The following is a 26,800-nucleotide window of genomic DNA, read 5'->3' on the forward strand; positions in this document are numbered from 1 at the left end:
CCGAGCGTGGCGGCGGGCGTACGGCGTGGGCGGCGTGGCAGGATGCGGCGTGCCTCCGATCAGCGCCGCACCCCCCGGTGGCCTCCCGCCCTTCGTCGCGGACCTGCACATCCACTCGAAGTACTCGCGCGCGTGCAGCCGTGACCTCACCCTGCCGAACCTCGGCTGGTGGGCCCGGCGCAAGGGCGTCGCCGTGCTCGGCACCGGTGACTTCACGCACCCGGCCTGGTACGACCACCTCCGCGAGACCCTGCACCCGGCCGAGCCCGGTCTCCACCGGCTGAGCCCCGAGGCCGAGCGGGACATCGCGCGCCGGCTGCCGCCGCGGCTCGCCGGCGAGGCGGAGACCGACCCGGTCCGGTTCATGCTCAGCGTCGAGATCTCCACGATCTACAAGCGGGACGACCGGACGCGCAAGGTGCACCACCTGATCTACCTGCCCGACCTGGACGCGGTGGCCCGCTTCAACACCGCGCTCGGGCGGATCGGCAACCTCGGTTCGGACGGCCGGCCGATCCTCGGTCTCGACTCCCGCGACCTGCTGGAGATCACGCTGGAGGCGAGCCCGGACGGGTACCTGGTGCCGGCGCACATCTGGACGCCGTGGTTCTCCGCGCTCGGGTCCAAGTCCGGCTTCGACGCCATCGCCGACTGCTACGCCGACCTGGCCGAGCACATCTTCGCGGTGGAGACGGGGCTCTCCTCCGACCCGGAGATGAACTGGCGGGTCGGCAGCCTCGACCGCTACCAGCTCGTGTCGAACTCCGACGCGCACTCCCCGCCAGCGCTCGCCCGGGAGGCGACGGTGTTCACCTCCGGCCGGGACTACTTCGCCATCCGGGAGGCGCTGCGGACCGGTGACGGGCTGGCCGGGACGATCGAGTTCTTCCCGGAAGAGGGGAAGTACCACGCGGACGGTCACCGGCTCTGCGGTGTCAACTGGGCGCCGGAGCGGACCCGGGCGGCCGGCGGGCGCTGCCCGGAGTGCGGCAGGCCGCTGACCGTCGGCGTCCTCAGCCGGGTCGAGGAACTGGCCGACCGGCCCGAGGGGCACCGGCCGGCCCACGCCCGCGACGTCACCCACCTGGTGCCGCTGGCCGAGATCCTCGGCGAGATCAACAAGGTGGGCGCCCGGTCGAAGAAGGTCGAGGGCAAGCTCAACGACCTGATCGCCGCGCTCGGCCCGGAGCTGGAGATCCTCACCCGTACGCCGCTGGACGAGATCGGCCGGGTCGGCGGCGAACTGCTCGCCGAGGGGATCGGCCGGCTGCGCCGCGGCGACGTCCGCCGCGTGCCGGGCTACGACGGCGAGTACGGCGTCATCACCCTCTTCGACCCGGCCGAGTTGGGCACCGGCGGGAAGCCGGCGGCGCAGGAGACGCTGTTCGACGTACCCGTGCCGGCACAGCGCCGGCCGGTGGAGCCGGCACCGAAGCCGAAGGCCAAGCGCCCGGCGGCGAAGCCGGAGCCGAAGCGCGCGGCGCCGCCCCCGCCCCCGATCGCGCCGCCGCCGTCACCGCACGAACCGTTCGAGCCGATGCTGTCGGGCATGGAGGAGGTCGGCACCGGCCTGCTCGACCGGCTGGACGCGATGCAGCGGGTCGCCGCCTCCGCGCCGGGCGGGCCGCTGCTGATCGTCGCCGGCCCGGGGACCGGCAAGACCCGTACCCTGACCCACCGGATCGCGTACCTGTGCGCGGAGCTGAACGTCTTCCCGGAGCACTGCCTGGCGATCACGTTCACCCGGCGGGCCGCCGAGGAGCTGCGGCACCGCCTGGACGGGCTGCTCGGGCCGGTCGCCGAGGACGTCACCGTCGGCACGTTCCACTCGGTGGGCCTCCAGATCCTGCGGGAGAACGCCGGGGCCGCCGGGCTGCCGGCGGACTTCCGCATCGCCGACGACGCGGACCGGGCGGCGGCCCGGGTGGAGGCCGGCGACGACCGCGACGCGTACGTGGCGGTGCTGCGCAAGCAGGACCTGGTCGACCTCGACGAGCTGCTCACCCTCCCGCTGGCGCTGCTGCGGGCCGACCGGAAGTTGGCACAGGCGTACCGGGACCGGTGGCGGTGGATCTTCGTCGACGAGTACCAGGACGTCGACGAGGTGCAGTACGAGCTGCTGCGGCTGCTCAGCCCCGCCGACGGCAACCTCTGCGCGATCGGCGACCCGGACCAGGCCATCTACTCCTTCCGGGGCGCCGACGTCGGCTACTTCCTGCGCTTCTCGCAGGACTTCACCGATGCCCGGCTGGTGCGGCTGAACCGCAACTACCGCTCGTCGGCCCCGATCCTGGCCGCCGCGGTGCAGGCGATCGCACCGTCGTCGCTGGTCCGGGGCCGCCGGCTGGACCCGGCCCGGCTCGACCCGGAGGCGCCGCTGGTCGGCCGGTACGCCGCCGGCTCCGTCGCCGACGAGGCCGACTTCGTCGTCCGTACGGTCGACGAGCTGGTTGGCGGGCTCTCGCACCGCTCGCTGGACTCGGGGCGGATCGACGGGCGGTCGACCACGCTGTCGTTCTCCGACATCGCGGTGCTCTACCGCACCGACTCCCAGGCGGCGCCGATCGTGGACGCGCTGGCGCGGGCGAACATCCCGGTGCAGAAGCGCTCGCACGACCGGCTGCGCGACCGGCCCGGAGTGGCCGCCATCGCCCGCGAGCTGCGGCACGCCGGCGGCCTCGCGGGTGGCCTGCCGGCCCGGGTACGCCTCGCCGGCCAGGTGGTCGCGGAGCGCTTCGCCACGCCCACCCTCGACGGCTCGGGCGCGGTCCGGCCGGAGGACGTGCGGGTGGCGGTCGACCTGCTCACGCCGCTGGCCCGGCGCTGCGGCGACGACCTGGAGCTGTTCCTGTCCCAGCTCGTCACCGGCGCGGAGGTGGACGCCCTCGACCCGCGCGCCGAGGCGGTCACCCTGCTCACCCTGCACGCCGCCAAGGGGCTGGAGTTCCCGGTGGTCTTCCTGGTCGGCGCCGAGGACGGGTTGCTACCGCTGCGCTGGCCCGGATCGGAGCCGGACGAGGACGCGGTCGCCGAGGAGCGGCGGCTCTTCTTCGTCGGCCTGACCCGGGCGCAGGACCGTCTCTACGTCAGCCACGCCGCCCGCCGCATCCGACAGGGGGCGGAACGGGACTGCCGCCCGACCCCGTTCCTGGACACGATCGACCCCGGCCTGTTCGAGCGCCTCGGCGAGTCCGAACCCCGCCGCCCGAAGGACCGCCAACTCCGCCTGATCTGACGAGGATCTCCGCGATCTTGCACTTTCGGCCCGCGGAACGCACCTTGTGCGGCCTTTGCCGGGGCACAAAGTGCAAGATCGCGGGGTGGGTCAGCGGCGGGTTGGGCGTTCCGTGGTCACCACCAGGGCCACGCCGGCGACGATTACCGCGCCGCCCAGCAGGACCTGGGGGGTTACCGGTTCCGCCACCAGCAGCGCGCCGAGCGCCACCGCGACCACCGGGTTGACGTACGCGTAGGTGCTGACCAGCGAGATCGGGGCGTGGTGCAGCAGCCACACGTACGCGGTGAAGGCCACCAGCGAGCCGAACACCATCAGGTACGCCAGCGCCCACCACGACCGGGCGGTGACCGCGCCCGGATCGAAGCCGCGCAGCTCACCGCGCCCGGCCGCGAGCACGGCGAGCACCGCCGCCCCGGCGAACATCTCGTACACCGTGGCGACGAACGGGTCGGCTGGCATCGACAGCCGGCCGGACAGGAACGAGCCCACCGACCAGCTCGTCGCCGCCGCGACCACGGTCAACGCGCCGACCAGCGGCACCGCGCCCACGCCGCCGGTCGGCAGCACCAGCAGGACCAGACCGACGAAGCCCACCGTCACCCCGCCGAGCGTGGCCAGCCCCGGCCGGTCGCCGGTGACGGAACGCAGCAGCACCACCAGCAGGGGCACGGTGGCCACGAGCAGCGCGGCGATCCCCGACGGCACCGCCACGCCCGGCGGGCCCGACTCGGCGAGCACCACGAGCCCGTTGCCGCCGGCCAGCAGGAGCACCCCGACCAGCGCGGCGGAGCGGAGCTGACGCCAATCGACCCGCAGCGCACCGGGACCGCGGCGCAGCCGCAGCACGACCGCGAGGACCAGGCCGGCGGTCGCGAACCGGAGCGCCGCCGAGGCCAGGGGCGGCAGCGACTCCACGGTGATCCGGATGCCCAGATAGGTCGAGCCCCAGAGGACGTACACCAGCAGCAGTGCCGTCCAGACGAGCGCGGGTGCCGTGCCGGGCCCGCCGGAAACGGCGGCCGGGCCGGTGGTCGGTGTCGCACTTGGCGGAGATGAGGTCATCGCTCCGCCACGCTACGGTGGCGGGGATGTCGGCGTCCCGCAGAGGTGGCCGGCCTCTCACCACCCGTGCAGGAGGCGCGCATGGCGAACTACGGACCACCGGACGGCACCGCCGGCGAGCCGTGGCGGGGCCGGCGCGCCGAGGACGCGTACGGGCCGCCGGAGCACGGCTGGCGCGACCCGTATCCGCCGGGCCCGACCCCCGGCACCTACCCCTCCGGGTACGGCAGCCCGCCGCGTCACGACGACGTACCGCACGCCGGGTACGGCCCGCAGGGGTACGGCGGGGAGCCGTACCGCCCGGCGTACGCGCCCTGGTCCCCGCCCGCCGACGGACGGTCCGCGCACTCGGGCGACCCCGGCGGCCCGGCCGGTGACCCGGCTTCCCCCTCCCGGCCGTCCCGTCGCAGGGGCCCGCTGATCGCGGTGCTCGCCGCCGTCCTTCTGCTGGTGCTGGGCGGCGGGGCGACCGTACTCTACCTGCTCGGCCAGGGCGACCCCACGCCACCGGCGGCGTCTCCGACGGCTGCGGCGGCCCCCGGATCGGCCGGGCCCGACCAGGCGAGCCCGGCGCCGAGCGTCGCGGCCCCCGAGTCCTCGGCCGACCCCCGTTTCGTGAAGGTCGGTCAGTGCGTCCGCAACGACGGGCCGGCCGGCGGGAAACCCAAGCTGCTGATCAGCGAGTGCGCCACGAGGACGTACGAGGTGCTGCACCGCGTCGACGGCCCGACCACCGGTGAGAAGGACGCGGCGGCGAAGTGCGCGAAGGTCGACAACTACACCAACTGGTACTTCTTCGACAGCGAACTGGACACCCTGGACTTCGTGCTCTGCCTGAAGCAGCGCTGAGCCACCGCACCCCTCGGGAAGAGTGATGACCACGTACGGATCAGCCGGCCCGCCGGACGACGAGACCCCGCGCCAGCCCGGCCCACCGGACGGGTCGTCGCAGCCCGCCGGCACGCCGGAGCCGCCGACCGTTCCCCGGTGGGACTCGCCGACGTCCGACGCCGACCCGACCGTCTCGCAGTGGGCCAGACCGCCGGCCGGCGACGAGCCCACCGTCCGCCAGCCCGGCCAGTCCGGTGACGAGCCCACGGTCCACCAGCCGGCCCAGCCGGGCGGTGAGCCCACGGTCCACCAGCCCGGCCAGCCGGGCACCGACCCGACGCTGCCGGCGTGGGGCCGGCCGCCGGCCGGCGCCGAGCCGACCCTGCCGCAGTGGGGCGCGCCGCCGAGCGGCGGCCCGGCCCCGTCGGCTCCGGCGTGGGGCCAGCAGCCGCCGACCCCCGGCGCGGGCCCCGTCCCGCCGGCCGGCAGCAACCCGCCGCCTCCGACCTCCGGCTCCGGGTTCCCGCCGCCACCCCCCTCCGGCTCGGGTTTCCCCCCGCCTCCGACGTCCGGCGCCGGCTACCCGCCGCCCCCCACGTCCGGTGCCGGTTACCCGCCGCCGGCCGCCGGCTCCAGGTTCCCGCCGCCCGGTCCGTACCCGCCGTCCGGTCCGACGCCCGGCGGCTTCCCCTCCGCGGGTTCCCCGACCGGCCCGGTCCAGCCGGGCGCGGTGCCCGCGGCCGGCGGGCCGTGGGGCGCGCCCGGGGGGTATCCGATGCCCCCGGTGCCCGGGAAGAAGCGCGGCGGCCGGATCGCGCTGATCATCGGGCTGGTCGTGCTGCTCCTGCTCTGCCCCTGTCTCGGCCTGGCCGGCTGGGCGGTCTGGCAGGTCGCCGACGAGGAGGCCTCGGTCGCACCCCCCGCGCCGACCGCTCCGGCGGCCCCGACCCGGGATCCGCTGCCGACCGGTGAGCCGACCCCCACCGAGGACGAGGGCGACGACTTCGCCAAGGGCGACTGCGTGGTCAACGACGGCACCGACGACGACGCCGAGCTGCGCAAGGTGCCGTGCGGCCCGAACACGTACGAGGTGCTGCTGCGCATCCCCGCCACGACCGACGGGGACCGCTGCGAGATCCTGGCGCCGCAGGCCACCGCCAACTACGTCCACGACAACTCGGTGAACCTGCTCGACTACGTGCTCTGCCTGAAGGAACGCTGATTGCCAAAACTAGGGCTGTCTAGCGTGGACGCTAGACAGCCCTAGTTTTGTGTCGAGACCCGGCGAGGCCCGGCCACCCCTCCCGACACGCCGGTAGCCCCATCTACGGATGTCTAGCCCCGTCGCTAGACGGCCCGATACTCTCCGATGCGTGGATCCGGTCCGCAACCCGTACGCACCGGGCGCCGGCCAGCGCCCGCCCGAGCTGGCCGGGCGGGGGCGCGAGCTGGACGTCTTCGACATCGTGCTGGAACGGATCGCCCGCGGCCGGCCGGAACGCAGCCTGATGCTCACCGGCCTGCGCGGAGTGGGCAAGACGGTCCTGCTCAACACGTTGCGCTCGCAGGCGATCAACCGGCTCTGGGGCAGCGGCAAGATCGAGGCCCGGCCCGACCAGTCGCTGCGCCGCCCGATCGCCGCCGCACTGCACATGGCGGTCCGCGAGCTGGCGCCGCGGCACCGCGCCCCCGACCGGATCGACGCCTTCCTCGGCGTCCTGAAGGCCTTCGCACAACGCTCGGCCCCGACCGGGCGGGGCGGCGCGGGGCCGAAGCTACGCGACCGCTGGCAACCCGGCATCGACGTGCCCGCCGCCAGCGGCCGGGCGGACTCCGGCGACATCGAGATCGACCTGGTCGAGCTGCTCTCCGACGCCGCCGCGATCGCCGAGGACGTCGGCACCGGCATCGCGATCTTCATCGACGAGATGCAGGATCTCGGCCCGGAGGACGTCTCCGCGCTCTGCGCCGCCTGCCACGAGCTGTCCCAGCTCGGCTCACCGCTGATCGTGGTGGGCGCGGGCCTGCCGCACCTGCCGGCCGTCCTCAGTGCCGCCAAGTCGTACTCCGAGCGGCTCTTCCGCTACCAGCGCATCGACCGGCTGGACCGGATCGCCGCCGATCAGGCGCTGTGCGCGCCGGCCGAGCGCGAGGATGTCGAGTACGAGCAGAAGGCGCTCGACCTGCTCTACGAGAAGTCCGGCGGGTACCCGTACTTCGTCCAGGCGTACGGGAAGGCGACCTGGGACCACGCGCCCCGCTCGCCGATCACCGCCGCCGACGTGCGGGTGGCGGCCCCCGAGGCGGAGGCGGAACTGGCGGTCGGCTTCTTCGGCTCCCGCTTCGAGCGGGCCACCCCGGCCGAACGGGAGTACATGCGGGCCATGGCGACGCTGTCCCTGGTCGAGGGCGAGACCGACGGCGGCGGCCGGGACGACATGGACGCGGCCGTGCCGACGGCCGAGATCGCCCGCGCCCTGGGCCGCAAGCCCGCGAGTCTCTCCCCGGCCCGGGACGCCCTGATCAAGAAGGGCCTCATCTACTCCGGTGAGCGCGGCACCGTCGCCTTCACCGTCCCCCACTTCGGCCGTTACCTGCGTACCCAACCGGCCTGAGCGCCCGACCGGGGCAGTCCTCCGGCCGGCGAGCGGGACCGCTCAGACCTTGGACCACGGGGGCGGGAAGAGCACCTCACCCCGTGGGGGCGGGCCGTCCCCGCTGGTCGTGGGGGGCAGCACCAGCGCCTGCCACGGCTCACCCAGACCGGACCAGGGGCTGGTGAGGCCCATCTGGTCGGCGCGGCCGAAGCCGAACCGCCGGTAGTACGCGGGGTCGCCGAGCACCACCACCAGGCGCTCGCCCAGCTCGGTGGCCGCGTCGAGGGCGGCCTGCACCACCGCGCTGCCCAGCCCGATGCGCTGCCGGTGCGGGGCGACCGCCACCGGGCCGAGAGCCAGGGCTGGCGCGTCGCCCCGGTCGGACCGCACCCGGACCCGGGTGAGCAGGGCGTAGCCGACGACCTCGCCCCCGTACTCGGCGACCATGGCCAGCTCCGGCAACCAGGCGTCGCTCCCGCGCAGCTCGTCGACGAGACCCACCTCGGGCGGCGTGCTCACGTCCGGGCGGGCGAAGGCGGCGGCCAGCACGCGACGGACCGCGCCGGTGTCGGCCGGGTCCTCCGGGCGGAGCCGCAGTGTCGTCACGCCGGGGAGGTTACCCGTCATCAGGGGTCCATCCGCGACGGTCGCTGGAATCGGCGTGGCGGAAAGGGTCAATGTCGACCGATCCGGATCAGCCGTTGCCGGGGTAGGGGTGGGCGCGACGGGGTATGACTGACCCATGAAACCCGTACGCTCCCTCGCCCGTGCCATGCTGAGCGGCATCTTCGTGGTCAGTGGGGTCCGCAACTTCGCCAACCCGGACCGGCTCGTCGCCGCCGCCCAGCCGGTGACCGAACGGGTGACACCACTGCTGGAGCGGGCCCACCCCCGCATTCCCACCGACACCGAGACGCTGGTCCGGGCCAACGCGGTGGTGCAGCTCGGCGCCGGCCTGATGCTGGCGACCGGGAAGTTCACCCGACCGGCGGCGCTGGTGCTGGCGGGCACCCTGGTCCCGGTCACGATCGCCGGTCATCCCTTCTGGACCAACGACGACCCGGCGATGAAGGCCAACAACCAGATCCACTTCCTCAAGAACCTCGGCCTCTTCGGCGGCCTTCTGCTGGCCGCCGCCGACACCGAGGGGAAGCCGGGTCTGCGGTGGCGCACGGGCCACCGGATCGGCCACTCCCGGCGTTCGGTGCAGCGAGCTGTCCGTACCGCCCGCCGAGAGGCCCGAATCGCCGTACGATCAGCAGCGACGGCTCGACGCCTCCCCGGCTGACCTGCGTCGATCCTCCCCTCCGTCGACCTCCACCCGGGTCAACGCCAGAAGTCTGGCGAACCACCCGCTAGGCGTTAACGCGGTGGAAATGTCAAAAACTTGTGTGGGATCGGACACGGTCGCATAACGCGGGAGGCACTGACGTGAGGGGTCGTTCTAGGCTCCGTACCGGACCTGGACGGTTAGGACGACCTTGGTACGGGGGTGGCCACGCCATGCCGACGACCGTCGGTGGACGTGTGGACCGCCTCGCCCCAGTCCGTCGCGTTACGCGTGGGATCGATCGCAGGACAGTCGTACGGACCGGCATCGTGGCCGCCGTCGCCTACACCGCATGGCTCGCCATCGGTGCGTTCGGGCGGCCGTACAACTTCTTCGACATGAAGATCTACCACGGCGCGGTGGTGTGGTGGGCGAGCGGCCACGAGCTGTACGGGTTCATCGCGCCCGGCACGACCCTCGGGTTCACGTACCCGCCGTTCGCGGGGCTCGTCATGCTCCCGATGGCACACCTCCCGGTGGAGCTGGCCGGCCTGGTCAACGCCGCGGCGAGCATCGCCGCGCTGGCCGTCGTCCTGGCCGGGCTGCTGCGCCCGATCGTCGACCGGCTGGGCTGGCCACTCTGGTACACGGTGGCGATCGCGACGCCGTGCGCCGCGGCCCTCGAACCGGCCCGCGAGACCCTCGGCTACGGCCAGGTCAACCTGCTCCTCTTCGCGCTGGTCATGGCCGACCTGATCGGTCTGCGCTGGCGCGCCCGGCGGGGCACGCACGTCGCCCCGACGGACGGTCTGCTGCTGCGCTTCGTCTACAGCGGCGCCTGGGCCGGCGTCGGCATCGGCCTCGCCACCGCCGTGAAGTTGACCCCGGCCCTCTTCATCGTCTACCTGATGATCACGCGCCAGTGGCGCGCGGCGACGACGGCCCTCGCCACGGTGGTGGCCGTGACGATCGGCTCCTTCGCCGTCGTCGGCCCGGAGTCGCGGGCCTACTTCGGCGGCGTGCTCTGGCAGACCGAGCGGGTCGGCGCCGCCGACATGACGCCCAACCAGTCGCTGGCCGGCCTGCTCGCCCGGCTGTACGACTCGATCGAGACGCCGGGGCTGCTCTGGTTCGCGTTCGCGGTCCTGATCCTCGCGCTCGGCCTGTCCCGGGCCGCCCACGCGCGCGCGGACGGCGACGAGCTGACCGCGTTCACCCTGGTCGGGCTCACCACCAACGTGATCAGCCCGATCTCCTGGACGCACCACCTCGTCTGGGTGATCCCGGCGATCATCGTGCTGGCCGACGCCGCGCTCCGCCGCCGCGACGCCAGCCGGGGTCTCGCCGCCCGGGCCGGGCTGGGCGGGCTGCCGGGGGTGAACGGCCTCCGCTCCCCGATCTGGTACCCGACGTTGACCGGGCTCCGGCACGGGGTCGCCGCCGTGGTCCTCTACCTGCTCTTCCTGGTCTCGCCGATCTGGCCGTACGAGCACCAGCTCCCCGAGGTGTCCCACTACCAGGACGGTCTCTACGGCGCCCTGATGGAGAACTCGCTGGCGCTGGCGCTGATCGTGCTGGTGGCCGCGCTGCCGTGGCGGCCCGGAGCCGAGCCGGCCTTCTACGGTGACCGGGCCGGCCGGCCAGGCGCGCTGGTCACCCGGCGCTGACGAACCCACCCATCGCGCGCGCCCGCAGTGCCCGGACACGGCGGGCCGGCCGTCAGGGGCAGTTCACCCACTCCTCGGTGCCGTCGGCGAACACCTGCCGCTTCCAGATCGGCAGGCGCGCCTTCACCTCGTCGACCAGGCGGGCACAGGCGGCGAACGCGGCTGCCCGGTGCGCCGTGCTGACCGCCGCCACCAGCGCCACGTCGCCGATCTCCAGCGGCCCGATCCGGTGCGACACCGCCACCGCGTAGACGTCGGGGTCGGCAGCGATCTCCGCGGCGACCTCGCGCAGCACCCGCTCGGCACTGGGGTGCCCCTCGTACTCGAGGCTGGTCACGGGGCGGCCGTGGTCGTGGTCGCGGACCACACCCTGGAACGAGACGACCGCACCGGCGCGGCGGTCGGCGACCGCCGCCTCGTGCGCGGCGAGATCGAGCGGGCGTTCGGTCACCTCGCCGAACGCGACGGTGGGCGCGGTCACCACGCACGCTCCCCGGGCAGCAGCGGCAACGGCACGACCGGCACCCGGTCTCCCGCCTCTCCGGACGTCCCCGGGCGGATCACCGCGAACCCGTCGGCGCCGGCCAGCCCCCGCAGCATCGCCGACCCGACGTGCCGGACCGGGTGGGCGGTGCCGGCGGTACGGTCCAGCCGCACCAGCGCGAGGTGCGTGTAGCCGCCGCGGCCGGGGATCGGCTCGGCGAGCGTCGCGGACGGCAGCGCCGGCATCGGACGGCCGGCGAGACCGGCGAGCAGCGGGGCGACCAGCGACACCAGGGCGACGATCGCGGACTGCGGGTTGCCGGGCAGCCCGGCGACGAACCGCACCCGGCCGTCGGCGCCGATCAGCCGGGCCAGCAGCATCGGGAAACCGGGCCGCACCGCGACGGTGTTGACCACGTAGTCCGCGCCCAGCGCCTCCAGCGCGGGGTGCAGGTGGTCGACCGGGCCGTGCATCGTGCCACCCGTGGTGCAGACCAGGTCGGCGTCGGCCAGCGCGGCCCGCAACGCGCCCACGTGCGCCGGCAGTGTGTCCGCCACCGGCCCCACCACGTCGGCCGGGCGCACGACGCACCCGTAGCGGCGCAGCCAGGCCGGCACCGACGGCCCCAGCGCGTCCCGGACCCGGCCGGCGCCGGGCGGACCGGCGGTCAGCAGCTCGTCACCGAAGACCAGCAGCGCCGCGCGCGGCTGCCGCCGGACCCGCAGGGTGTCGTGCCCGCAGGAGGCGGCCAGACCGATCACCGCCGGGTCCGCGGGGGTGCCGGCGGGCAGAAGTTCCTCCCCGTCGTACGCCTCCTCGCCGGGCTCGCGCCACTCCGGCGCCGGCCGCGGCGTGCCGGCCACCCGCCCGTCCGGCGTACGGCTCGACTCCTCGACCCGCAGCACCGCCGTGGCGCCATCCGGGACCATCGCCCCGGTCGCGATCTCGACGGTCGTCCCGTCCTCGGCCAGCGGCGCCGGGGTACTGCCGGCCAGGACCCGCCCGACGATCCGCCACGGGCCGGCGCCGCGCACCGCCCAGCCGTCCACGCTGGAGGTGGGGAACGCCGGCAGCGCCGTGCGGGTGGTCAGCGGCTCGGCCAGGGTGTGCCCGTCGATCTCGGCGAGCGGCCGGCTGACCGCGGGCGGCGCGGCGGCCAGGCCCACCGCGTACACCCGCGAGCGCGCCTCCTCCCACCCGGCGGGCGGGGGCGCGGCGACCCGATCGGCGGCGGGTGCGGTTTCCGTGCTCACCGGACGAGCGTATCGGGGCTTCCGGTCGGCCGCCCCGTCAGCGGGCGCCGACTCCCGCTCAGTGGTCGCCGCCGCGGATCTGGTCGACGGCGTGGGCGAGGATCGGGCCTAGCACGGCGAGCCCGTCGCGGGCGCCGCCGGTCGAGCCGGGCAGGTTGACCACCAGCGTCCGGCCCAGCACGCCGGCGACCCCCCGCGACAGCACCGCGGTGGGCACCCGGTCGCGGCTGTACGCGCGGATCGCCTCGGCGATGCCCGGGATCTCGTGGTCGAGCAGCGCCCGGGTCACCTCGGGCGTACGGTCCGACGGGTTGATGCCGGTGCCGCCGCTGGTCACGACGACGTCCACCCCGTCGGCCGCGGCGGCACGCAGTGCCGCACCGACCGGGTCGCCGTCCGGCACCACCACCGGCTCGTCCACCTCGCAGCCGAGTTCCCGCAGGCCGGCGGCGAGCAGGGGGCCGCTGGTGTCCGCGTACACCCCGGCGGAGGCGCGGTTGGAGGCCACGACGACCCGCGCCCGGATCACGGCCGGTCCTCCGGTCGGACCCACTCGCCGGTCTTGCCGCCCTCCTTGCGGAGCACCCGGACGGCGTCCACGGAGGCCGCCGGGTCGACCGCCTTCACCATGTCCACCAGGGCCAGGCCGGCGACCGCGACGGCGGTGAGCGCCTCCATCTCGACGCCGGTACGGTCCGCCGTCCGGGCCGTCGCGGTGATCTCGACGGTGTCCCCGGTGAGGGCCAGGTCGACGGTGACGCCGTGCAGCGCGATGGGGTGGCAGAGCGGAATCAGGTCGGGGGTGCGCTTCGCGCCCATGATGCCGGCCAGCCGGCCGACGGCGAGCGCGTCGCCCTTCGGCAGCCCGTCCCGGCGCAGCAGGTCGACGACCTCGGTCGTGGTGCGGAGCCGGCCGGCGGCGACGGCGAGCCGCCCGGTGACCGGCTTGGCGGAGACGTCGACCATGCGGGCCGCACCGGCCGCGTCGACATGGGTGAGCTGCCCGGAATCCGTCACGCCGGCGAGCCTATCGGCTGGGGACGACAGGCCCTGCCGGCGTATCCCGTCACCGGGAGGAAGACTCGACGCAAGGCCGGTCTCGCGGGTCGACCCGCCGTCGAGGTCGCTGGGGGATGACCCCGACGGCGGGTGCTCCGACGATCAAGTTCTGCCGCGAGTCAGAACCTCCCCCGTTCGTCGACGCGGGAGAGGTTAACGGTGACCGCGATAAGAAATCGATAAGCACGTCAGCGCGGTCGTGCCGCCCGCTCGTGCGTGAGGCGCGCGGCGTCCCCCTCGCCACCTGCCGCCAGCGTCAGACCAAGGTCGTTCAATGCCGCGCACTGTGCGGGGCGCTCGCCGGAGTCCGCGGCGAGACGGACCGCCAGTTCGTGCTGGCGCCTCGCCTCGCCGAGGAGACCGGCCACAGCTCGTCGACGAGCTCGTCAACAGTCACCAGCTGGCCGGCATTCAGAGCGAGCATTGCGAAGACGGCACGCTGCTTGGGTGTTCCGAGGTCAATTGTAGTCTCACCCACCCGAGCCGTCAGACCGCCGAGAACCAGGATCTCCAGACGGCTCACCCCCGGGCACGTCCGTCAACACATGCGAAGTGACTCCAAAGGTGTCACGACCGAGCGCGACTCTGTCATGGCGCATCATGCACCGTCACACTGTCAGCACAACCCGAATCTCGGATTGAAGTAGCGGCGACAGGCTCCACACTGATAACAACCACGCCAACCAGAACACCCTTTGTGATTGCACGGTCACGCCACGGCGCGGATACAGCGCACTCCGCGAAAAGAGGCCAACTCACCGTGACAAATCATCACCAGCTTGACTGATGTTGCGCATAACGACATCTATCAGCTGACAACGGTCTTTTTCCCTGCTTAAGCTCCGTCCTGACGGTAAATCGCTACGGGTTTACCGCAATCTGCGGCAAACGTCGGGCTGGGGCAGATGTGGGGAGGGTGTCATGCGCGGCAACGAGTGGCACTGAATATTGAAACTCACGCCAGCGCTCGTCTTGCGTTACTGTGCACACAGATAGGCGAGACGTCGGAGCGCGGTGCACCCAGGTACGAGGGACCAGGCGGAGACCGGCAAGCGGCTTACAACGCTTGTCGGTCTCATCGTGACCGTGGCGGCCGCCATCGTCCTCGCCGCACTCGTGGACATCGTCCAGCGGCCGCCGCGGACCATCGCGACCGGAGCCACCACCGCAACGATCACCTTCATGATCGCTGTGGGCACGATGGTCAAGGCGCGAGTACGAATCCGATCGACGTTGCACTCCATCACATGGAACGACGTTGCCATCATCATCGGTGTCGCCGTGGCCCCGCTGTCATGGGTACTGATCGGCACGGTCGTGGGCGTGGCGACAGCATCGATCGCGATGCGCCTACCCACGATCAAGATCGCCTTCAGTGTCGGCAAGAACGTCCTTGTCGCCGCCTCTGCGGGGTGGACCCTCGGCCTCCTCGAATGGCAATGGGCCCCGGCCGGTCCGGCCGGATTCTTCGGGCCGATCGCGATCGCCTTCCTCGTTGCGACCCTGCTTGATGAAATCGTCACCATCCCGGTGATCGCGATCGCCTCTCGCACCCAGATCCGTCAACAATTCGTTAACAACTGGGACCTCCGGGTTTCAGGTGCAATTGTCCGTCTGGTAGTTGCGATAGGCACGCTTCTCACCTTGCAGGCCGACGCACGGTTCCTGCTCGCCGTGCCTCCCCTCGTGCTCAGCCTCCACCTCGCCTACTCCACGCGGATCAACACCCGCACCGAGCAGCAGGCGTGGCAGCGGCTCGCCCGCACCACCGACGCGCTCAACGTCGTCGACCTCGACCAGGTCCTCACCACCGCCGTCACGCAGGCCGCCGAGCTGTTCAGCGCCGACGAGGTGGAGATCGAGCTGCGCGAGGGCGACCGCACCGTACGCGGCGGGGCCGGCACGATCACGTACGACGGGCCGGCCGCCGAGCCGACGGCGGTCGACGGCACCGTGCTGACCACCTCGCTGGAGGGTCACGACCGGGCCGCCGACGTCGGGATCCTGCGGCTGCGGTTCCGCGGCCCGGTGCAGCTCTCCGAACGCGAGCAGTACACCCTGCGCACCTTCGCGTCGGCGCTGTGCACGGCGGTGCGCAACGCGCAGGCGTACGCGGAACTGGCCCGGGTCGCCGACGAGCACGCGTACGCCGCCACGCACGACGCGCTGACCGGCCTGGCGAACCGCCGGCACCTGCTCGACCAGGGCACCGAGCAGCTCAGCAGCCGGCACGCCGAAGGGGTGACCGCCCTCGTCCTGATCGATCTGAACCACTTCAAGGAGGTCAACGACACGCTCGGGCACGCCGCCGGGGACCAGGTGCTCGTGCAGGTCGCCGAACGCCTGAGCGGCGCCGCCCAGCCCACCGACCTGGTGGCGAGGCTGGGCGGCGACGAGTTCGCCGTACTCCTGCGGGGGCTGCCGGCTCCGGCGGTGGCCGCGCACCGCGCCGAGGCCCTGCTCGCCACGTTGCACGAGCCGTTCGACCTCGACGGCATGCGGATCAGCGTCGAGGCGAGCGGCGGCATCGCCGCCGCTCCCGCCACCGGCGGCATGGCCGAGCTGCTGCGCCGCGCGGACGTCGCGATGTATCAGGCGAAGCGGGCCGGCCAGCGGATCTCCACGTACGCGCCGAACCGGGACACGGCCGACGTCGCCCGGCTCACCCTCGGCGGGGACCTGCCCCGCGCCGTGGCCGACCAGGAGTTCACCGTCAACTTCCAGCCCATCGTCGACCTCGGCACCGGCGCGGTGACCGGCGCGGAGGCGCTGGCCCGGTGGCACCACCCGACCCACGGCATGATCGACCCGCTGCGCTTCCTCGAGGCCGTGGAGCGCTCCGGCCTGCTGCCCGCGTTCGCCGAGGCGATCCTCGACCAGGCGCTCGTCGCCGCGGCGACCTGGCGGGACGCCGGGTTCGACGTGCCGGTCGCGGTCAACGTGTCACCCCGCAGCCTCCTCGACGCCCGCTTCCCCGGCTCGGTGACGGCCCGCCTGCGCGCCCACGACCTGCCGCCCGACCGCCTGGTGCTGGAACTCACCGAGACGCTCACCCTCAGCCAGCTCGACGTCGTCGACCGCGTGCTCAGCCGCCTCCGCGACGAGGGCGTCCGGCTGGCCCTCGACGACTTCGGCACCGGTTACTCGTCCCTCTCGCTGCTCTCCCGCATCCCCGTCCACGAACTCAAGATCGACCGCAGCTTCGTGACCGAGATGGAGAGCTCCGTCGAAGCCGCCGCGGTCATCCGCTCCACGCTTGATCTCGGGCGCAGCCTCGACCTCACCGTGATCGCCGAGGGCGTGGAGAACGAACCGCAGCGCCGCGCCCTGTGGGAGCTGGGCTGCTCGGGTGGCCAGGGCCACCTCTTCGCCCGGCCGATGCCCGCCGGCACGCTGCTGGCCGCACTGCGGCGCGGCTCCGGCGGCCGCCCCGGCCTGCTCGCGCCGCCGCTGCACGACGCCGGTGCCGTCGTACGCCTCCCCGCCAGTCGCCGGTCCGCCACCCGCGGCCGCAACCAGCCGGCCTAGGACAGGCCCTAACCCACCGACCGCGCGGTCTGCCAGACTGGCCCGCGTGACCGTCGCCGCCCCGACCGTCCGCCGCCGCGGCTGGCGCGCCCTCGACACCGCCGGCGACGGCCTCGCCCTCGACCTGACCCTGTACGCCGCTTCGGCGGTGTTCGCCGCGGTCACCGCGCTGACCTCCACGCTGCTCCCGCACCGGGCCTGGGGCACGGTCGCCGCCGCCGGGTACCTGCTCGCCGGCCTCGCCGTCACCGCTCAGCTCCTGATCCGGCGCCGCCACCCCACCTCCCCGCTGACCGGCCTCTCCGCCCGCTCGGCGGTCACCGCGTTCGCCTGGGCCACCACCACCCTGCTCCCGGTGCTCCTCCAGAGCACCGAGCGGGCCGGCGGGCGTACCGACCGGGCACAGGAGGAGGTGATCGTCGTCGAGGAGTCCGGGCGCCGCCTAGTCGACACCGGCACCCCCTACCTCGGGCACGACGCCATCGCCGCCCTGCCGCCCGGTGAACAGTTGCTCGGCTACACCCCGTACCAGCCGGGCATGGCCCTCTTCGGCCTGCCACGCGCCGCCGTCGACGCGGCGTGGACCGACGCCCGGGTGTGGTTCGCGCTCGCCACCGCCGGGGCGCTCGCGCTCGCCGTGCGTGCCCTCCGGCGACGCGGCACCCCCGGTACGCCGGGCGGACGCGACGCGGCGGTGCTGCGCGCGGTCCAGGCCGCCACCGTGCTGCCGGTCTGCGCGCTCACCCTCGCCACCGGCGGTGACGACCTTCCCGTCCTCGCGCTCTGCCTGCTCGCCCTCGCGTTCGCCGCCGCCGACCGGCCGGGCCGAGCCGGCGTGGCCGTCGGTCTGGCCGGCGCGCTCAAGCTCTTCGCGTGGCCCGTCGCCCTGGTCCTGATCATCTGGGGGACGACCCGGCGGGCCGGGTGGCGCGTCACCGCCGGCGCCGTCGGCCTGCCGGTCGCCGCCCTCCTGCCCGTGCTGCTCGTCGACCGCGACGCGCTGGTGGAGAACGTCCTCCGCTTCCCACTCGGCCACGGTCTGGTCACGAGCCCCGCACAGTCGCCCTTCCCCGGCCACCTCGTCGCCACCGCACTGCCGGCCGGCCGGGCGATCGCCGTCGTGCTCCTGCTCGCGGCCGGGCTGGCGATCGCCGTCCGGCTCGGCCGCCGCCCGCCCCGCACGGCCACCGACGTCGCGCTCGTCTGCGGGTACGGGCTGCTCGCCGCGATCCTGCTCATGCCCTCCACCCGGTTCGGCTACCTGCTCTACCCGCTGGCCTTCCTGGTCTGGGCACCCGCGCTCGCCCCGCCCCGCCCGGTCGACGCGGCCGACGCGGCCGGTTCGGTCCCCGCTGTGGGCTCGGCGGGACCGGCGAGATCGGCCAACCAGCGGGCGGAGGACGCCGACACGGCGTACACCTGAGGAATGACCACCTACCGAGACCGGGCCGAGGCGGGACGGATGCTCGCCGACCGGCTCTCCGCCCTCGTCGGCGACCCGGACGTCATCGTCCTCGGCCTGGTACGCGGCGGCGTGCCCGTGGCCGAGGTGATCGCCCAGCGGCTCGGCGCCCCCCTCGACGTCCTCGTCGTCCGCAAGCTCGGCATGCCCTGGGCCCGGGAGGTCGCCTTCGGCGCCCTCGGCCCCGGTGGGGTGCAGGTGCTCAACGACATCGTCGCGAGCCGGCTCAGCCCCGAGGACATCGCCGAGGTCCGCCAGCGAGAGCAGGCCGAGCTGGAGCGGCGCGAGCGCCTCTACCGCGCCGGCCGTCCACCGCTGGACCTCACCGGCCGCACCGCCGTGATCGTCGACGACGGGCTCGCCACCGGGGCCACCGCCCGCGCCGCCGTCCAGGTCGTCCGCCACCTCGGCGGCCGCCGGGTCATCGTGGCCGTGCCGGTCGGCTCGCAGGAGGCGTACGAGATGCTCTCCGCCGAGGCCGACCAGATCGTCTGCCCGCAGCACCCGGCGGAGTTCATGGCGGTCAGCGCCTACTACGACGACTTCCACGAGGTCTCCGACGACGAGGTCATCGACGCGCTGAAGGCGACCGCGTGAGTCGACCAGGTACGGTCGGGTGATGAGCCTCACCTGTCCCAAGTGTCACGGAGAAATGCGCCAGTACGAGCGCAGCGGCGTCGTCATCGACCAGTGCGGCGAGTGCCGGGGAATCTTCCTCGACCGCGGCGAACTGGAGAAGCTGTTCGAGGCGGAGGCCAACTGGAACCGCCAGCACGGCGCGCCCGCCCCCGCCCAGCCCGGACAGCCCGCCCACCAGCAGGGCGGCTACCCGCCGCCGCCCCCGCCGCCGCCCGCCCCGGCTCCCCACCAGCCCGGCTACGGCGCGGTACCGCCACCGCCCCCGCCCGCCCACGGCTACCCGCCGGCCCCCGCTCCCGCGTACGGCGGCCACGGGCAGCAGCAGCACTACGGCTACCACGGTCACTACCGGCGGAAGAAGCACAAGAGCTTCCTCGACGAGATGTTCGGCTGAGCCGGACGAAGGGCTTCACACGGGTGTGAGGACGGGAAACCGCCCTTCCTCGCACCCGTGCGCGGCCGCGCGGCCCATGCGACGCTGCGTCCCATGACGTCCCACCGGCAGCAGCACATCGCGCTGGCGCAGGCGTACGACGCGATCACCCGGGTCGTCGCCGACCTCGACGACGCCGACCTGCAACTGCCCACCCGCTGCCGGGGATGGCTCGTCGCCGACCTGCTCCTGCACCTCGTCGGTGACGCCCAGCGCGCCCTCGTCGCGCTCGCCAGCCCCGTCGACGGCCCACCCGACGTGGACGACGTCAGCTACTGGCGCTCGTTCCCGCCGGCCGACGACGGCGCCCGGCACGCCTGGTGGATCCGCCGCTCCGCCGCCGCGTTCGACCGCCCCCGCGGCATCGTCCGGCTCTGGGCGGACACGGCACCCGCCGCCGTCCACGCCGCCGGAGCCGCCGCCCGCGTCGTCACATGTCCCACCCAGCTCCGGCCCGATCCGCCACTGCCGCCTTTGACTCCCGGAGCCGGGAGAACTCATCGCGGTGCTACTCACGCAACCTGACAGCAGTGATGATCCTTTCGGCGGTCTCGGCCTTACGCGAGAGAGCGACGGTGGCATCCGCGTACAGCAGCGCGACGATTCTCTCCGCCGGACCACATGTCGTCCCGACGGTGAATATCGACTTGTGTGGTCGTACCGAGAGACCCACGATCCCCCGGGTACGCAGGAAGCCGAGGAACGCCTCAAGGACACGGCGCTGGCCCACCAGCCGGAACTGAGGCATGGTGGCGGCGATTGACCGCGGTCTGCGGTAGATGCCGATTGAACCGTCCCCGTCGACCACACCTCGCCAGAAGTCACGCGACGCCACCAGTCGAGCGTCGATCGGCCCCTGATACCGGCCCAACGCGGCCCCGAACCGCTTCCCGGGAGATGCCATAGGACTGCGCGATGCTGCTGAGACTTTCGCCAGCCAGGGCCCGATCGACAGCCGCAGTTCGCTCTGCCGTCGACAACCGCCCACCTGTCTGCCTCACACGATCGCCATGTCGACGAAGCGCGACAGGTGAAGCTGGGCTGCGACCGTCACCGTGTCGGTCGGCCCATTCCGATGCTTGGCAATTATGAAATCCGCCTCCCCGGCGCGCGGCGACTCCTTGTCGTAGTAGTCGTCACGGTGGAGAAGAATGACAACGTCGGCATCTTGCTCAATTGATCCCGATTCGCGCAAATCGGACAATTGCGGGCGCTTGTCGGTGCGCTGCTCCGGGCCACGGTTCAGCTGGCTGACCGCGATGACCGGGCACTCGACCTCCTTGGCCAGCAGCTTGAGGCCACGCGACAGGTCGGCCACCTCCTGCTGCCGGCTCTCGGTGCGCTTCGGCGACGTCATCAGCTGGAGATAGTCGACGACGATGAGCTTCAGGTCGTGCTTCTGCTTGAGCCGGCGGGCCTTGGCCCGGATCTCCATCAGGTTCATGCTCGGCGTGTCGTCGACAAAGAGCGGCGCCTCGCTGATCTCGCCCATGCACCGGGCGAGCTTCGTCCAGTCGTCGTCGGAGAGCTGGCCACTGCGCAGCACGTGCAGTGGCACCCGGGCCTCGGCCGACAGGAGCCGCATGACGATCTCGACCTTGCTCATTTCCAGGGAGAAGATCGCCGACGCCTGGTTGGCACGGATCGCTGCGTTGCGGGCGAAGTCCATGCTCGCCGTGCTGTTGTGCGTGGGGATCATGGCTCGGCCAGCCAGGTACAGGTGGTCGGGGTTGTCGACCGTCACGCAGCGCACCGGCACGCTGGGCACTGGCCGAACATCGACGATGAACCGGCTGTCGGTGCGCGCCGTACTGCTGGCGCGGCGGCGGCTCGTGTGCAGGTCGCGCTTCCGGGTGAGCCGGAAGACCTCCTCGTGCGGCGTGAAGTTCAGGTTGTAGGCCGTCGATGTCTCGGAAGTACGCCCACGCACGGGCTTTCGCGAGATCGAACACCGGTACCCGAGGCTGACCACCAGCTCATGGACGTCCTCGGCCAACACGCGGGACGTCGTCGTGTACTCGACGTTGCCCGTCGAGGTGACCGTGCCGTCGGTGTCGAGCAGCCCGGCGAGCAGCGCGCGGCGCTGCTGCTCGCTGGCGCGCAGGTACTCCTGCGGGATGTGCTTGTTGTTGAGTGCCCCCAAGGCGCGCAGTGATCCGGACAGCGAACGGGGGCGGTGGTGGCAGACCGGGCAGCCGCCGCGCCCACCGCAACTGCCGCAGGGATTGGGCAGGATCGTGTAGAGCATGGGGTGACTCGTGGACCGGCGCGACACGAAGCCGTCGTCCCGGATGTGTTCGAGGATCTCCGGATCCGCCGTCGTGATGCGGCTTCCGGCGCTGTGGCCGTCGCCGAGCCAGGCGCCGAGGGTGTACGGCGGGACGGGCAGGTCGCGGCCGGGAAGCTGGAGGGGCTTGGCATTCCTCACGGCGTGGTTCAGCCGCCGGTCGGCGGTCGGGGTGCGCAAGGTGGCGCGGATCTGCTCGGTGGTCACGACGTCGGTCCGGTCGGCGGCGGCCATCGCCTCCCGCCAACGATCGACGCGATGGAGCAGCGCCCCGTACAACTCCCGGTCCGGGTAGGCGCGAGCGGACCGCCCCCGCCCGGCGCCAGGCCCACCGCGCCGTGTGCTGTGCCGGAGGTTCCTCGCCACGCGCTGTGCGGTGTGCGCGAACTCCGCGCCGACCGAGTCGACGAGCTCGGCGACGGTGAGAGTCTGGCCATCGCTGACCGCGTGATGCGCCTCGCGCAGGCCCTCGATGGCGCGCGGCGACCAGTGGAACTGGCGGGGAGCGGCGGCAGAGCGTCGACCAGCCCGGGTGGTCGTCTTCCAGAGGTGCTCGGCGTCGGCGACGATGACGCTGCCGTCGGAGAACTCCACCTCGTAGCACGGGCGGTCATGCCGAACCTCGAACGCGGCCGTCACCCTCGTCGGCCGCCCCTCGGCGTCCAGCAGGTGGTCGCCGACCTTGACCTCGCCCATGGTGGTCCAGCCGTCCGGCGTCGGCAGGGGGGTGTCGAGGGCGAGCGCCTTTCCGAGGCCCGGCCGGCCGGCCACGATGATGAGCTGCCCGGGATGCAGGCCGTTGAGGAGTCGGTCCAGATCGGTGAAGCCGGTGGGCACGCCGGTCATGACGCCGCCCTGGGCACCGACCGCCTCGATCTCGTCGAGGGTGGGCTGGAGCATGTCGGCGAGGACGGCGAAGTCCTCGCTGACCCGCCGCTCGGTGACGTCGTACACGGCCTGCTGGGCGAGGTCGACGATGTCGTCGACGTCGCGGCTGCCGCCGGCAGCGGTGCCGTAGCCGAGCTGGACGATGCGGGTGCCGGCCTCGACGAGCCGGCGGAGCACGGCGCGCTCGCTGACGATGCGCGCGTAGTACGCGGCGTTGGCGGCGGTGGGCACGCTGGCGATCAGGGTGTGCAGGTACGGCGCGCCGCCGATGCGGACCAGGTCGCCGGAGTCGGCGAGTGCCGCCGCCACGGTGATCGAGTCGGCGGGCTCGCCCCGGCCGTAGATCTCCAGGATGGTGTCGAAGATGGTGGCGTGGATCGGCCGGTAGAAGTCGTTGCTCTTGAGGATCTCGACGACGTCGGCGATGGCGTCCTTGGAGAGCAGCATGCCGCCCAGCACGCACTGCTCGGCGGCGATGTCCTGCGGTGGTGCCTTCTCGAACTGGCCGTCGCGCTGCGCCGGCGCGGGCGGCTGCCCTCCGGAGCGCGGGTCCGCCCGCATGTCGTCGGTGACCGACACGCTCCCCCCTCCACGCCGTCGAATCGTCGTCCCAGCTCTACCGCCGAGGTACGACAACTTGCCGGCCTGCCGTGCGATCGGGGGTCATCGTGCGGTGGGCCGGGTGGCAACCATACGGAACCCGGGGTGAGCCGCTCAACAAGGCCGGTGGACGAGTCTCGGGACAACCTGTGGACGCCGGTGGACGAGCATGTGCGCAGCGTGTGCACAGGCTGTGGACAACGTTTGGGGAATTCGATCCCGGTACGACTGTGAGCTGGGGAAACGCCGTCCCCACCCTGTGGAGGACAAAATCTCGGCCAGACTCCGGCCTCATTTGTCCCGTACTATCTCCACCATCGGCTACACCTGGACAACGACTATTGCGCTTTCGGTTGAGAAGGGTCACGCTCCGGCCGTGAGTTACCGGGACTGGGGACGCGGAGAGGATGTTCCGCGCGGGCGACGCCCGACCGCCCGCTGGGGCGATCCCGCCGACCCACCGGTCGCCCCCTACGCCTCCGGCTCCGGCGACTACCGCACCCCGAGCCGACGACGCGCGATCGAGCGCGGCCAGCAGGAGCCGGTCGACGCGTACCTGCCCCGCTGGGCCCTGGAGTCGGGCGTCCAACGTGCCGACGGCGGCGGGCGGCACGCGGCGCCGGACGACGACGATGACGGGTACGAGCTGGACGCTCCCCGCTCGTCGGGGGGTCGGCGGGCCACCGAGCCGACGAGCGGTTGGCGCCGCGTCGCCGAGACGAGCTGGCGGGAGACGCCGGCGATCGGCGCCGCGCCGGACTCCGACCACACCCGGGAGTGGACCTTCGACCGTCCGCAGGAGCAGGGGTACGTGGGGAGCCGGCGGGCGGAGGACGAGCCGGTGTCCGACGTGGGCCCGCAGACGCGGCCGAGGCGCGCGGCGTCCCGCCGCCCTCAGGTGGTGTGGTCGGGCATCGACGAGACGGAGGAGCCGGCCGAGGCGGGGCCGGCGTGGTCCGCGGAGCGGCCGGGCCGGCGGAGCCGCCGGTCGGCCACGCCGCCGGCGGTGGATCCCTGGGATCGGGAGGCGCGGCGCGCGCCGGAGCTGGAGGAATCGTCGTACCGGCCCGCCGTCGACCCGTGGGACGCGTCCGGCGTGCACGCGTGGCAGCCGGCCGACGAGGTCGACCGCTGGGGGCGCGCCGACGCCCCGGGCCGGTGGCAGCAGCCGGACGACACCGCCCAGTGGCAGCAGCCGGACAGCACCGGCCAGTGGGACCGGTACGCCGAGCCGCGATGGGACCGGACGGAGGTGCCCCGCTCGGACGGCGGCACCGGTGGTTGGTCGTGGGCGCGGGACGACCGGGAGGAGGGTTTCTGGTCGGGCACCCGGCTGGCCGGGGACGACCCCCGGTGGATGGACGCCCCGCCGTCGGCTCCCCGCTCGCCGGTCGTCTCGTACACGGCTCCCCGTCCGCGCACCGCACCACGGCGGCGGGTCGAGCCTCCGCCGGCCGCTCCCGCGTCCACGATGGCGGCGGTACGGCGCCGGATCGAGACGGTGGGCACGGGCCCGTGGCCCCGTCGTCTCGAGGACGACCTGCTCGACCCGGATCCGGGTGGGCCGCTTCGGCCGCTGCTCTACACGGCGGCGTGCTATCTCCTGCCAGCCCTGGTGATCTTCGTGTGGCTGTTGACGCTGGACGGCTCGGCCCCGCCGGGTTGTGTCACGGACATCAGCGGCAACGGGTGCGATTCGCCGCGGTCGCGGGCGCTCGGTTCGCTCGTGGAGGCCATGCCGCGGTTGGGGTTGGCGTTGGCCAGCAGTCTCGTCGTGGCGTTGCTGCTGCGCCGGGTCGGGACGACCTGGCGTGCGGCCACCGTGGCGTTGGCGGCCGCGGTCGTCGGCGGGGGTCTGTCGACCGTGATGATCAGCGCGATCACCGGCCAGCCGATCGGCTGACGGCGGCCGTCCGGCCCACACCATGCGTCTCGGCCCGCCCGGCCGCGGGGCACCGACACGTTCGGCCGACCGTCACGTGCAGCCAGCGGGCACGACGTTGTCCCGCTCGATCACCCGCCCGGCCGGGGGCAGGACGCGGTGACGCTCGATCTGCGCGGGGCACAGGCCGCCGGGCCCGGCCGGCTCAGGCCCGGGAACGGACAGGGCCCGCACCTTTCGGTGCGGGCCCTGTCGTGGTGCTGGTGAGGGTGTCAGCCCTGGACAACCGTGAGGTTGAACGTGGCGGTCACCTCGGGGTGCAGCTTGATCTTCACCGGGTAGGAGCCGGTCGACTTGATGTGACCGGGCAGCTCCAGCCGGCGGCGGTCGAGCGTCGGGCCACCGGCGGCCTTGACGGCGTCGACGACCTCGGTCGGGGTGACCGAGCCGAAGAGCCGACCGCCGTCGCCGGCGCGGGCCTTCAGGTTGACCTTCAGGCCCTCCAGCTGGCCCTTGACCTCGTTGGCGTGGCCGAGGTCGCGGATCTCACGGGCCGACCGGGCCCGCTTGATGAGCGTGACCTGCTTCTCCGCGCCCTTGGTCCAGGCGATCGCGAAGCCCTGCGGCAGCAGGTAGTTACGGCCGTAGCCGTCCTTGACCTCCACGATGTCGCCCGGGGTGCCGAGGCCGGACACCTCCTGAGTGAGGATGATCTTCATGTCCGTGCCTCCTCTCAGCGGGCCGTCGCCGTGTACGGCAGGAGCGCCATCTCACGGGCGTTCTTGACCGCACGGGCGATCTGTCGCTGCTGCTGCGAGGTCACGCCGGTCACCCGCCGAGCGCGGATCTTGCCGCGGTCGGAGATGAACTTGCGCAGCAGCGCGGTGTCCTTGTAATCGATGTACGTGATCCCGTCCTTGTCGAGCGGGTTCACCTTCTTCTTCGGCTTGCGAAGTGCAGCGGCCTTGGCCATTGCTCGTGCTCCTGGTTTGCGATCGCGGGCGCTCGGCGCCATCAGAACGGGGGCTCCTCGTCGAAGTTTCCGCCACCCGAACCACCGCGCGAGGGTGCCGGAGCGGCCGAGGCCCAGGGGTCGTCGAAGTTGCCTCCGCCGCCCTGGCCACCACCGCCACCGAAGCCGCCGCCACCGCCGCCGGAGCGGGACATCTTCTGCACCTTCGCCGTGGCGTAGCGCAGCGACGGGCCGATCTCATCGACCTCGAGCTCGATGACGGTGCGCTTCTCGCCCTCACGGGTCTCGTAGGACCGCTGGCGCAGCCGGCCGGACACGATCACGCGGGCGCCGCGCTGCAGCGACTCCGCGACGTGCTCGGCGGCCTGCCGCCAGACGGTGCACGAGAGGAACAACGGCTCGCCGTCCTTCCACTCACCGGACGCCTTGTCCATGAACCGGGGCGTCGAGGCGACCCGGAACTTGGCGACCGCCGCACCGGAGGGGGTGAATCGCAACTCGGGGTCATCGGTCAGGTTGCCGATGACCGTGATGGTGGTGTCTCCTGCCATGACCATCTCCTCGCGCACTCATCGTCTCGCCGTACAGGCTCTCAGAGCCGTCCGACAATGCCGACGAGGCTGATCCGGGGGTGCCGGGTAGGGATG

At 73.1% G+C, this 26,800-nt stretch carries 22 protein-coding genes and 1 pseudogene; 12 read left to right on the plus strand and 11 right to left on the minus strand.

What is annotated here, in order from left to right; translation table 11 throughout:
- Window positions 1-49 precede the first annotated feature (49 nt).
- Window positions 50-3,235 carry a UvrD-helicase domain-containing protein gene (locus HCJ94_RS00540; RefSeq protein ID WP_167998956.1) on the plus strand — a complete coding sequence of 1,062 codons (3,186 nt, stop codon included), beginning with the start codon at window positions 50-52 and terminating at the stop codon, window positions 3,233-3,235.
- Between the two features lie 90 nt (window positions 3,236-3,325).
- On the opposite strand, the gene HCJ94_RS00545 is transcribed toward HCJ94_RS00540, so the two are convergent.
- Window positions 3,326-4,300: an EamA family transporter gene (locus tag HCJ94_RS00545; RefSeq protein WP_205800409.1), complete on the minus strand. Its 975-nt coding sequence runs from the start codon at window positions 4,298-4,300 to the stop codon at window positions 3,326-3,328.
- Window positions 4,301-4,648: 348 nt separating this feature from the next.
- On the opposite strand from HCJ94_RS00545, the pseudogene HCJ94_RS31015 reads away from it, so the two are divergent.
- The 3 genes and pseudogenes from HCJ94_RS31015 to HCJ94_RS00560 all read left to right on the plus strand — a co-directional run.
- Window positions 4,649-5,149 (plus strand): annotated as a pseudogene (locus HCJ94_RS31015) (LppU/SCO3897 family protein); the annotation flags it as partial.
- A gap of 799 nt (window positions 5,150-5,948) precedes the next feature.
- Window positions 5,949-6,353 carry an LppU/SCO3897 family protein gene (locus HCJ94_RS31020; protein WP_167999163.1) on the plus strand — a complete coding sequence of 135 codons (405 nt, stop codon included), beginning with the start codon at window positions 5,949-5,951 and terminating at the stop codon, window positions 6,351-6,353.
- A 151-nt stretch (window positions 6,354-6,504) separates the two neighbouring features.
- Complete coding sequence (locus HCJ94_RS00560; RefSeq protein ID WP_167998958.1) at window positions 6,505-7,746, plus strand: ATP-binding protein; 1,242 nt, start codon at window positions 6,505-6,507, stop codon at window positions 7,744-7,746.
- Between the two features lie 42 nt (window positions 7,747-7,788).
- Here the strand turns inward: HCJ94_RS00560 and HCJ94_RS00565 are convergent, their stop codons facing one another.
- Window positions 7,789-8,355, minus strand: coding sequence for a GNAT family N-acetyltransferase (locus HCJ94_RS00565; protein WP_240943718.1), 567 nt, complete (start codon window positions 8,353-8,355; stop codon window positions 7,789-7,791).
- A gap of 115 nt (window positions 8,356-8,470) precedes the next feature.
- Between HCJ94_RS00565 and HCJ94_RS00570 the strand changes: the two genes are divergently transcribed.
- Together HCJ94_RS00570 and HCJ94_RS00575 are read left to right on the plus strand one after the other, a co-directional pair.
- Complete coding sequence (locus HCJ94_RS00570; RefSeq protein ID WP_167998960.1) at window positions 8,471-9,016, plus strand: DoxX family protein; 546 nt, start codon at window positions 8,471-8,473, stop codon at window positions 9,014-9,016.
- Window positions 9,017-9,231: 215 nt separating this feature from the next.
- A complete protein-coding gene (locus HCJ94_RS00575; protein ID WP_167998961.1) occupies window positions 9,232-10,665 on the plus strand; it encodes a glycosyltransferase 87 family protein in 1,434 nt (477 codons plus the stop codon).
- Window positions 10,666-10,717: 52 nt separating this feature from the next.
- On the opposite strand, the gene HCJ94_RS00580 is transcribed toward HCJ94_RS00575, so the two are convergent.
- From HCJ94_RS00580 to moaC, 4 genes are read right to left on the minus strand one after another with little or no spacing between them, the layout of a single operon-like run.
- Entirely contained in the window at window positions 10,718-11,146 is a 429-nt protein-coding gene (locus HCJ94_RS00580; protein WP_167998962.1) for a molybdenum cofactor biosynthesis protein MoaE, read from the minus strand.
- The gene (locus tag HCJ94_RS00585; protein WP_167998963.1) at window positions 11,143-12,402 is read right to left on the minus strand and encodes a molybdopterin molybdotransferase MoeA; all 1,260 of its coding nucleotides are present in this window, start codon (window positions 12,400-12,402) and stop codon (window positions 11,143-11,145) included. Before HCJ94_RS00585 ends, HCJ94_RS00580 begins: the two co-directional genes overlap by 4 nt.
- 58 nt (window positions 12,403-12,460) lie before the next feature.
- Window positions 12,461-12,931, minus strand: coding sequence for a MogA/MoaB family molybdenum cofactor biosynthesis protein (locus tag HCJ94_RS00590; protein WP_167998964.1), 471 nt, complete (start codon window positions 12,929-12,931; stop codon window positions 12,461-12,463).
- Complete coding sequence (moaC, locus tag HCJ94_RS00595) at window positions 12,928-13,419, minus strand: cyclic pyranopterin monophosphate synthase MoaC (RefSeq protein WP_167998965.1); 492 nt, start codon at window positions 13,417-13,419, stop codon at window positions 12,928-12,930. The genes HCJ94_RS00590 and moaC overlap by 4 nt, the downstream gene beginning before the upstream one ends.
- A gap of 1,056 nt (window positions 13,420-14,475) precedes the next feature.
- Between moaC and HCJ94_RS00600 the strand changes: the two genes are divergently transcribed.
- The 5 genes from HCJ94_RS00600 to HCJ94_RS00620 all read left to right on the plus strand — a co-directional run bounded on the left by HCJ94_RS00600 (window position 14,476) and on the right by HCJ94_RS00620 (window position 20,048).
- Window positions 14,476-16,989 carry a putative bifunctional diguanylate cyclase/phosphodiesterase gene (locus tag HCJ94_RS00600; protein WP_167998966.1) on the plus strand — a complete coding sequence of 838 codons (2,514 nt, stop codon included), beginning with the start codon at window positions 14,476-14,478 and terminating at the stop codon, window positions 16,987-16,989.
- 46 nt (window positions 16,990-17,035) lie between these two features.
- Complete coding sequence (locus HCJ94_RS00605) at window positions 17,036-18,412, plus strand: glycosyltransferase 87 family protein (protein ID WP_167998967.1); 1,377 nt, start codon at window positions 17,036-17,038, stop codon at window positions 18,410-18,412.
- A 3-nt stretch (window positions 18,413-18,415) separates the two neighbouring features.
- Entirely contained in the window at window positions 18,416-19,048 is a 633-nt protein-coding gene (locus tag HCJ94_RS00610) for a phosphoribosyltransferase (protein WP_167998968.1), read from the plus strand.
- 19 nt (window positions 19,049-19,067) lie between these two features.
- A complete protein-coding gene (locus HCJ94_RS00615; protein ID WP_167998969.1) occupies window positions 19,068-19,484 on the plus strand; it encodes a TFIIB-type zinc ribbon-containing protein in 417 nt (138 codons plus the stop codon).
- Window positions 19,485-19,577: 93 nt separating this feature from the next.
- Window positions 19,578-20,048, plus strand: coding sequence for a maleylpyruvate isomerase N-terminal domain-containing protein (locus HCJ94_RS00620; protein WP_167998970.1), 471 nt, complete (start codon window positions 19,578-19,580; stop codon window positions 20,046-20,048).
- Here the strand turns inward: HCJ94_RS00620 and HCJ94_RS00625 are convergent.
- On the minus strand, window positions 20,032-20,358 hold the full coding sequence (locus HCJ94_RS00625; protein WP_167998971.1) for a hypothetical protein: 327 nt from the start codon (window positions 20,356-20,358) through the stop codon (window positions 20,032-20,034). The two genes, HCJ94_RS00620 and HCJ94_RS00625, sit on opposite strands and share 17 nt — an antisense overlap.
- A gap of 162 nt (window positions 20,359-20,520) precedes the next feature.
- Complete coding sequence (dnaB, locus tag HCJ94_RS00630; protein ID WP_373684174.1) at window positions 20,521-23,277, minus strand: replicative DNA helicase; 2,757 nt, start codon at window positions 23,275-23,277, stop codon at window positions 20,521-20,523.
- A gap of 397 nt (window positions 23,278-23,674) precedes the next feature.
- Here dnaB and HCJ94_RS00635 point away from each other — a divergent pair, with 397 nt between their 5' ends.
- Window positions 23,675-25,201 carry a hypothetical protein gene (locus tag HCJ94_RS00635; RefSeq protein ID WP_167998972.1) on the plus strand — a complete coding sequence of 509 codons (1,527 nt, stop codon included), beginning with the start codon at window positions 23,675-23,677 and terminating at the stop codon, window positions 25,199-25,201.
- A gap of 251 nt (window positions 25,202-25,452) precedes the next feature.
- Here the strand turns inward: HCJ94_RS00635 and rplI are convergent, their stop codons facing one another.
- The 3 genes from rplI to HCJ94_RS00650 are packed head-to-tail and all read right to left on the minus strand — an operon-like array spanning window position 25,453 to window position 26,722.
- Window positions 25,453-25,899 carry a 50S ribosomal protein L9 gene (gene rplI / locus HCJ94_RS00640; protein WP_167998973.1) on the minus strand — a complete coding sequence of 149 codons (447 nt, stop codon included), beginning with the start codon at window positions 25,897-25,899 and terminating at the stop codon, window positions 25,453-25,455.
- Between the two features lie 14 nt (window positions 25,900-25,913).
- On the minus strand, window positions 25,914-26,153 hold the full coding sequence (rpsR, locus tag HCJ94_RS00645; protein ID WP_007073789.1) for a 30S ribosomal protein S18: 240 nt from the start codon (window positions 26,151-26,153) through the stop codon (window positions 25,914-25,916).
- Window positions 26,154-26,194: 41 nt separating this feature from the next.
- Window positions 26,195-26,722 (minus strand): single-stranded DNA-binding protein, encoded by a 528-nt coding sequence (locus HCJ94_RS00650; protein WP_176731587.1) that lies wholly within the window; start codon window positions 26,720-26,722, stop codon window positions 26,195-26,197.
- Window positions 26,723-26,800: the final 78 nt, after the last annotated feature.

Source organism: Micromonospora thermarum, from assembly GCF_012034245.1.
In the GTDB taxonomy this organism is placed as follows: domain Bacteria; phylum Actinomycetota; class Actinomycetes; order Mycobacteriales; family Micromonosporaceae; genus Micromonospora; species Micromonospora thermarum.

Excerpts from the sequence above, each read along its gene's own strand:
- rpsR (WP_007073789.1), bottom strand. The coding sequence starts at position 26,153 with ATGGCCAAGGCCGCTGCACTTCGCAAGCCGAAGAAGAAGGTGAACCCG.
- HCJ94_RS00610 (WP_167998968.1), top strand. The coding sequence starts at position 18,416 with ATGACCACCTACCGAGACCGGGCCGAGGCGGGACGGATGCTCGCCGAC.
- HCJ94_RS00565 (WP_240943718.1), bottom strand. The coding sequence starts at position 8,355 with ATGACGGGTAACCTCCCCGGCGTGACGACACTGCGGCTCCGCCCGGAG.
- HCJ94_RS00620 (WP_167998970.1), top strand. The coding sequence starts at position 19,578 with ATGACGTCCCACCGGCAGCAGCACATCGCGCTGGCGCAGGCGTACGAC.
- HCJ94_RS00570 (WP_167998960.1), top strand. The coding sequence starts at position 8,471 with ATGAAACCCGTACGCTCCCTCGCCCGTGCCATGCTGAGCGGCATCTTC.
- HCJ94_RS00545 (WP_205800409.1), bottom strand. The coding sequence starts at position 4,300 with ATGACCTCATCTCCGCCAAGTGCGACACCGACCACCGGCCCGGCCGCC.
- rplI (WP_167998973.1), bottom strand. The coding sequence starts at position 25,899 with ATGAAGATCATCCTCACTCAGGAGGTGTCCGGCCTCGGCACCCCGGGC.
- HCJ94_RS00575 (WP_167998961.1), top strand. The coding sequence starts at position 9,232 with ATGCCGACGACCGTCGGTGGACGTGTGGACCGCCTCGCCCCAGTCCGT.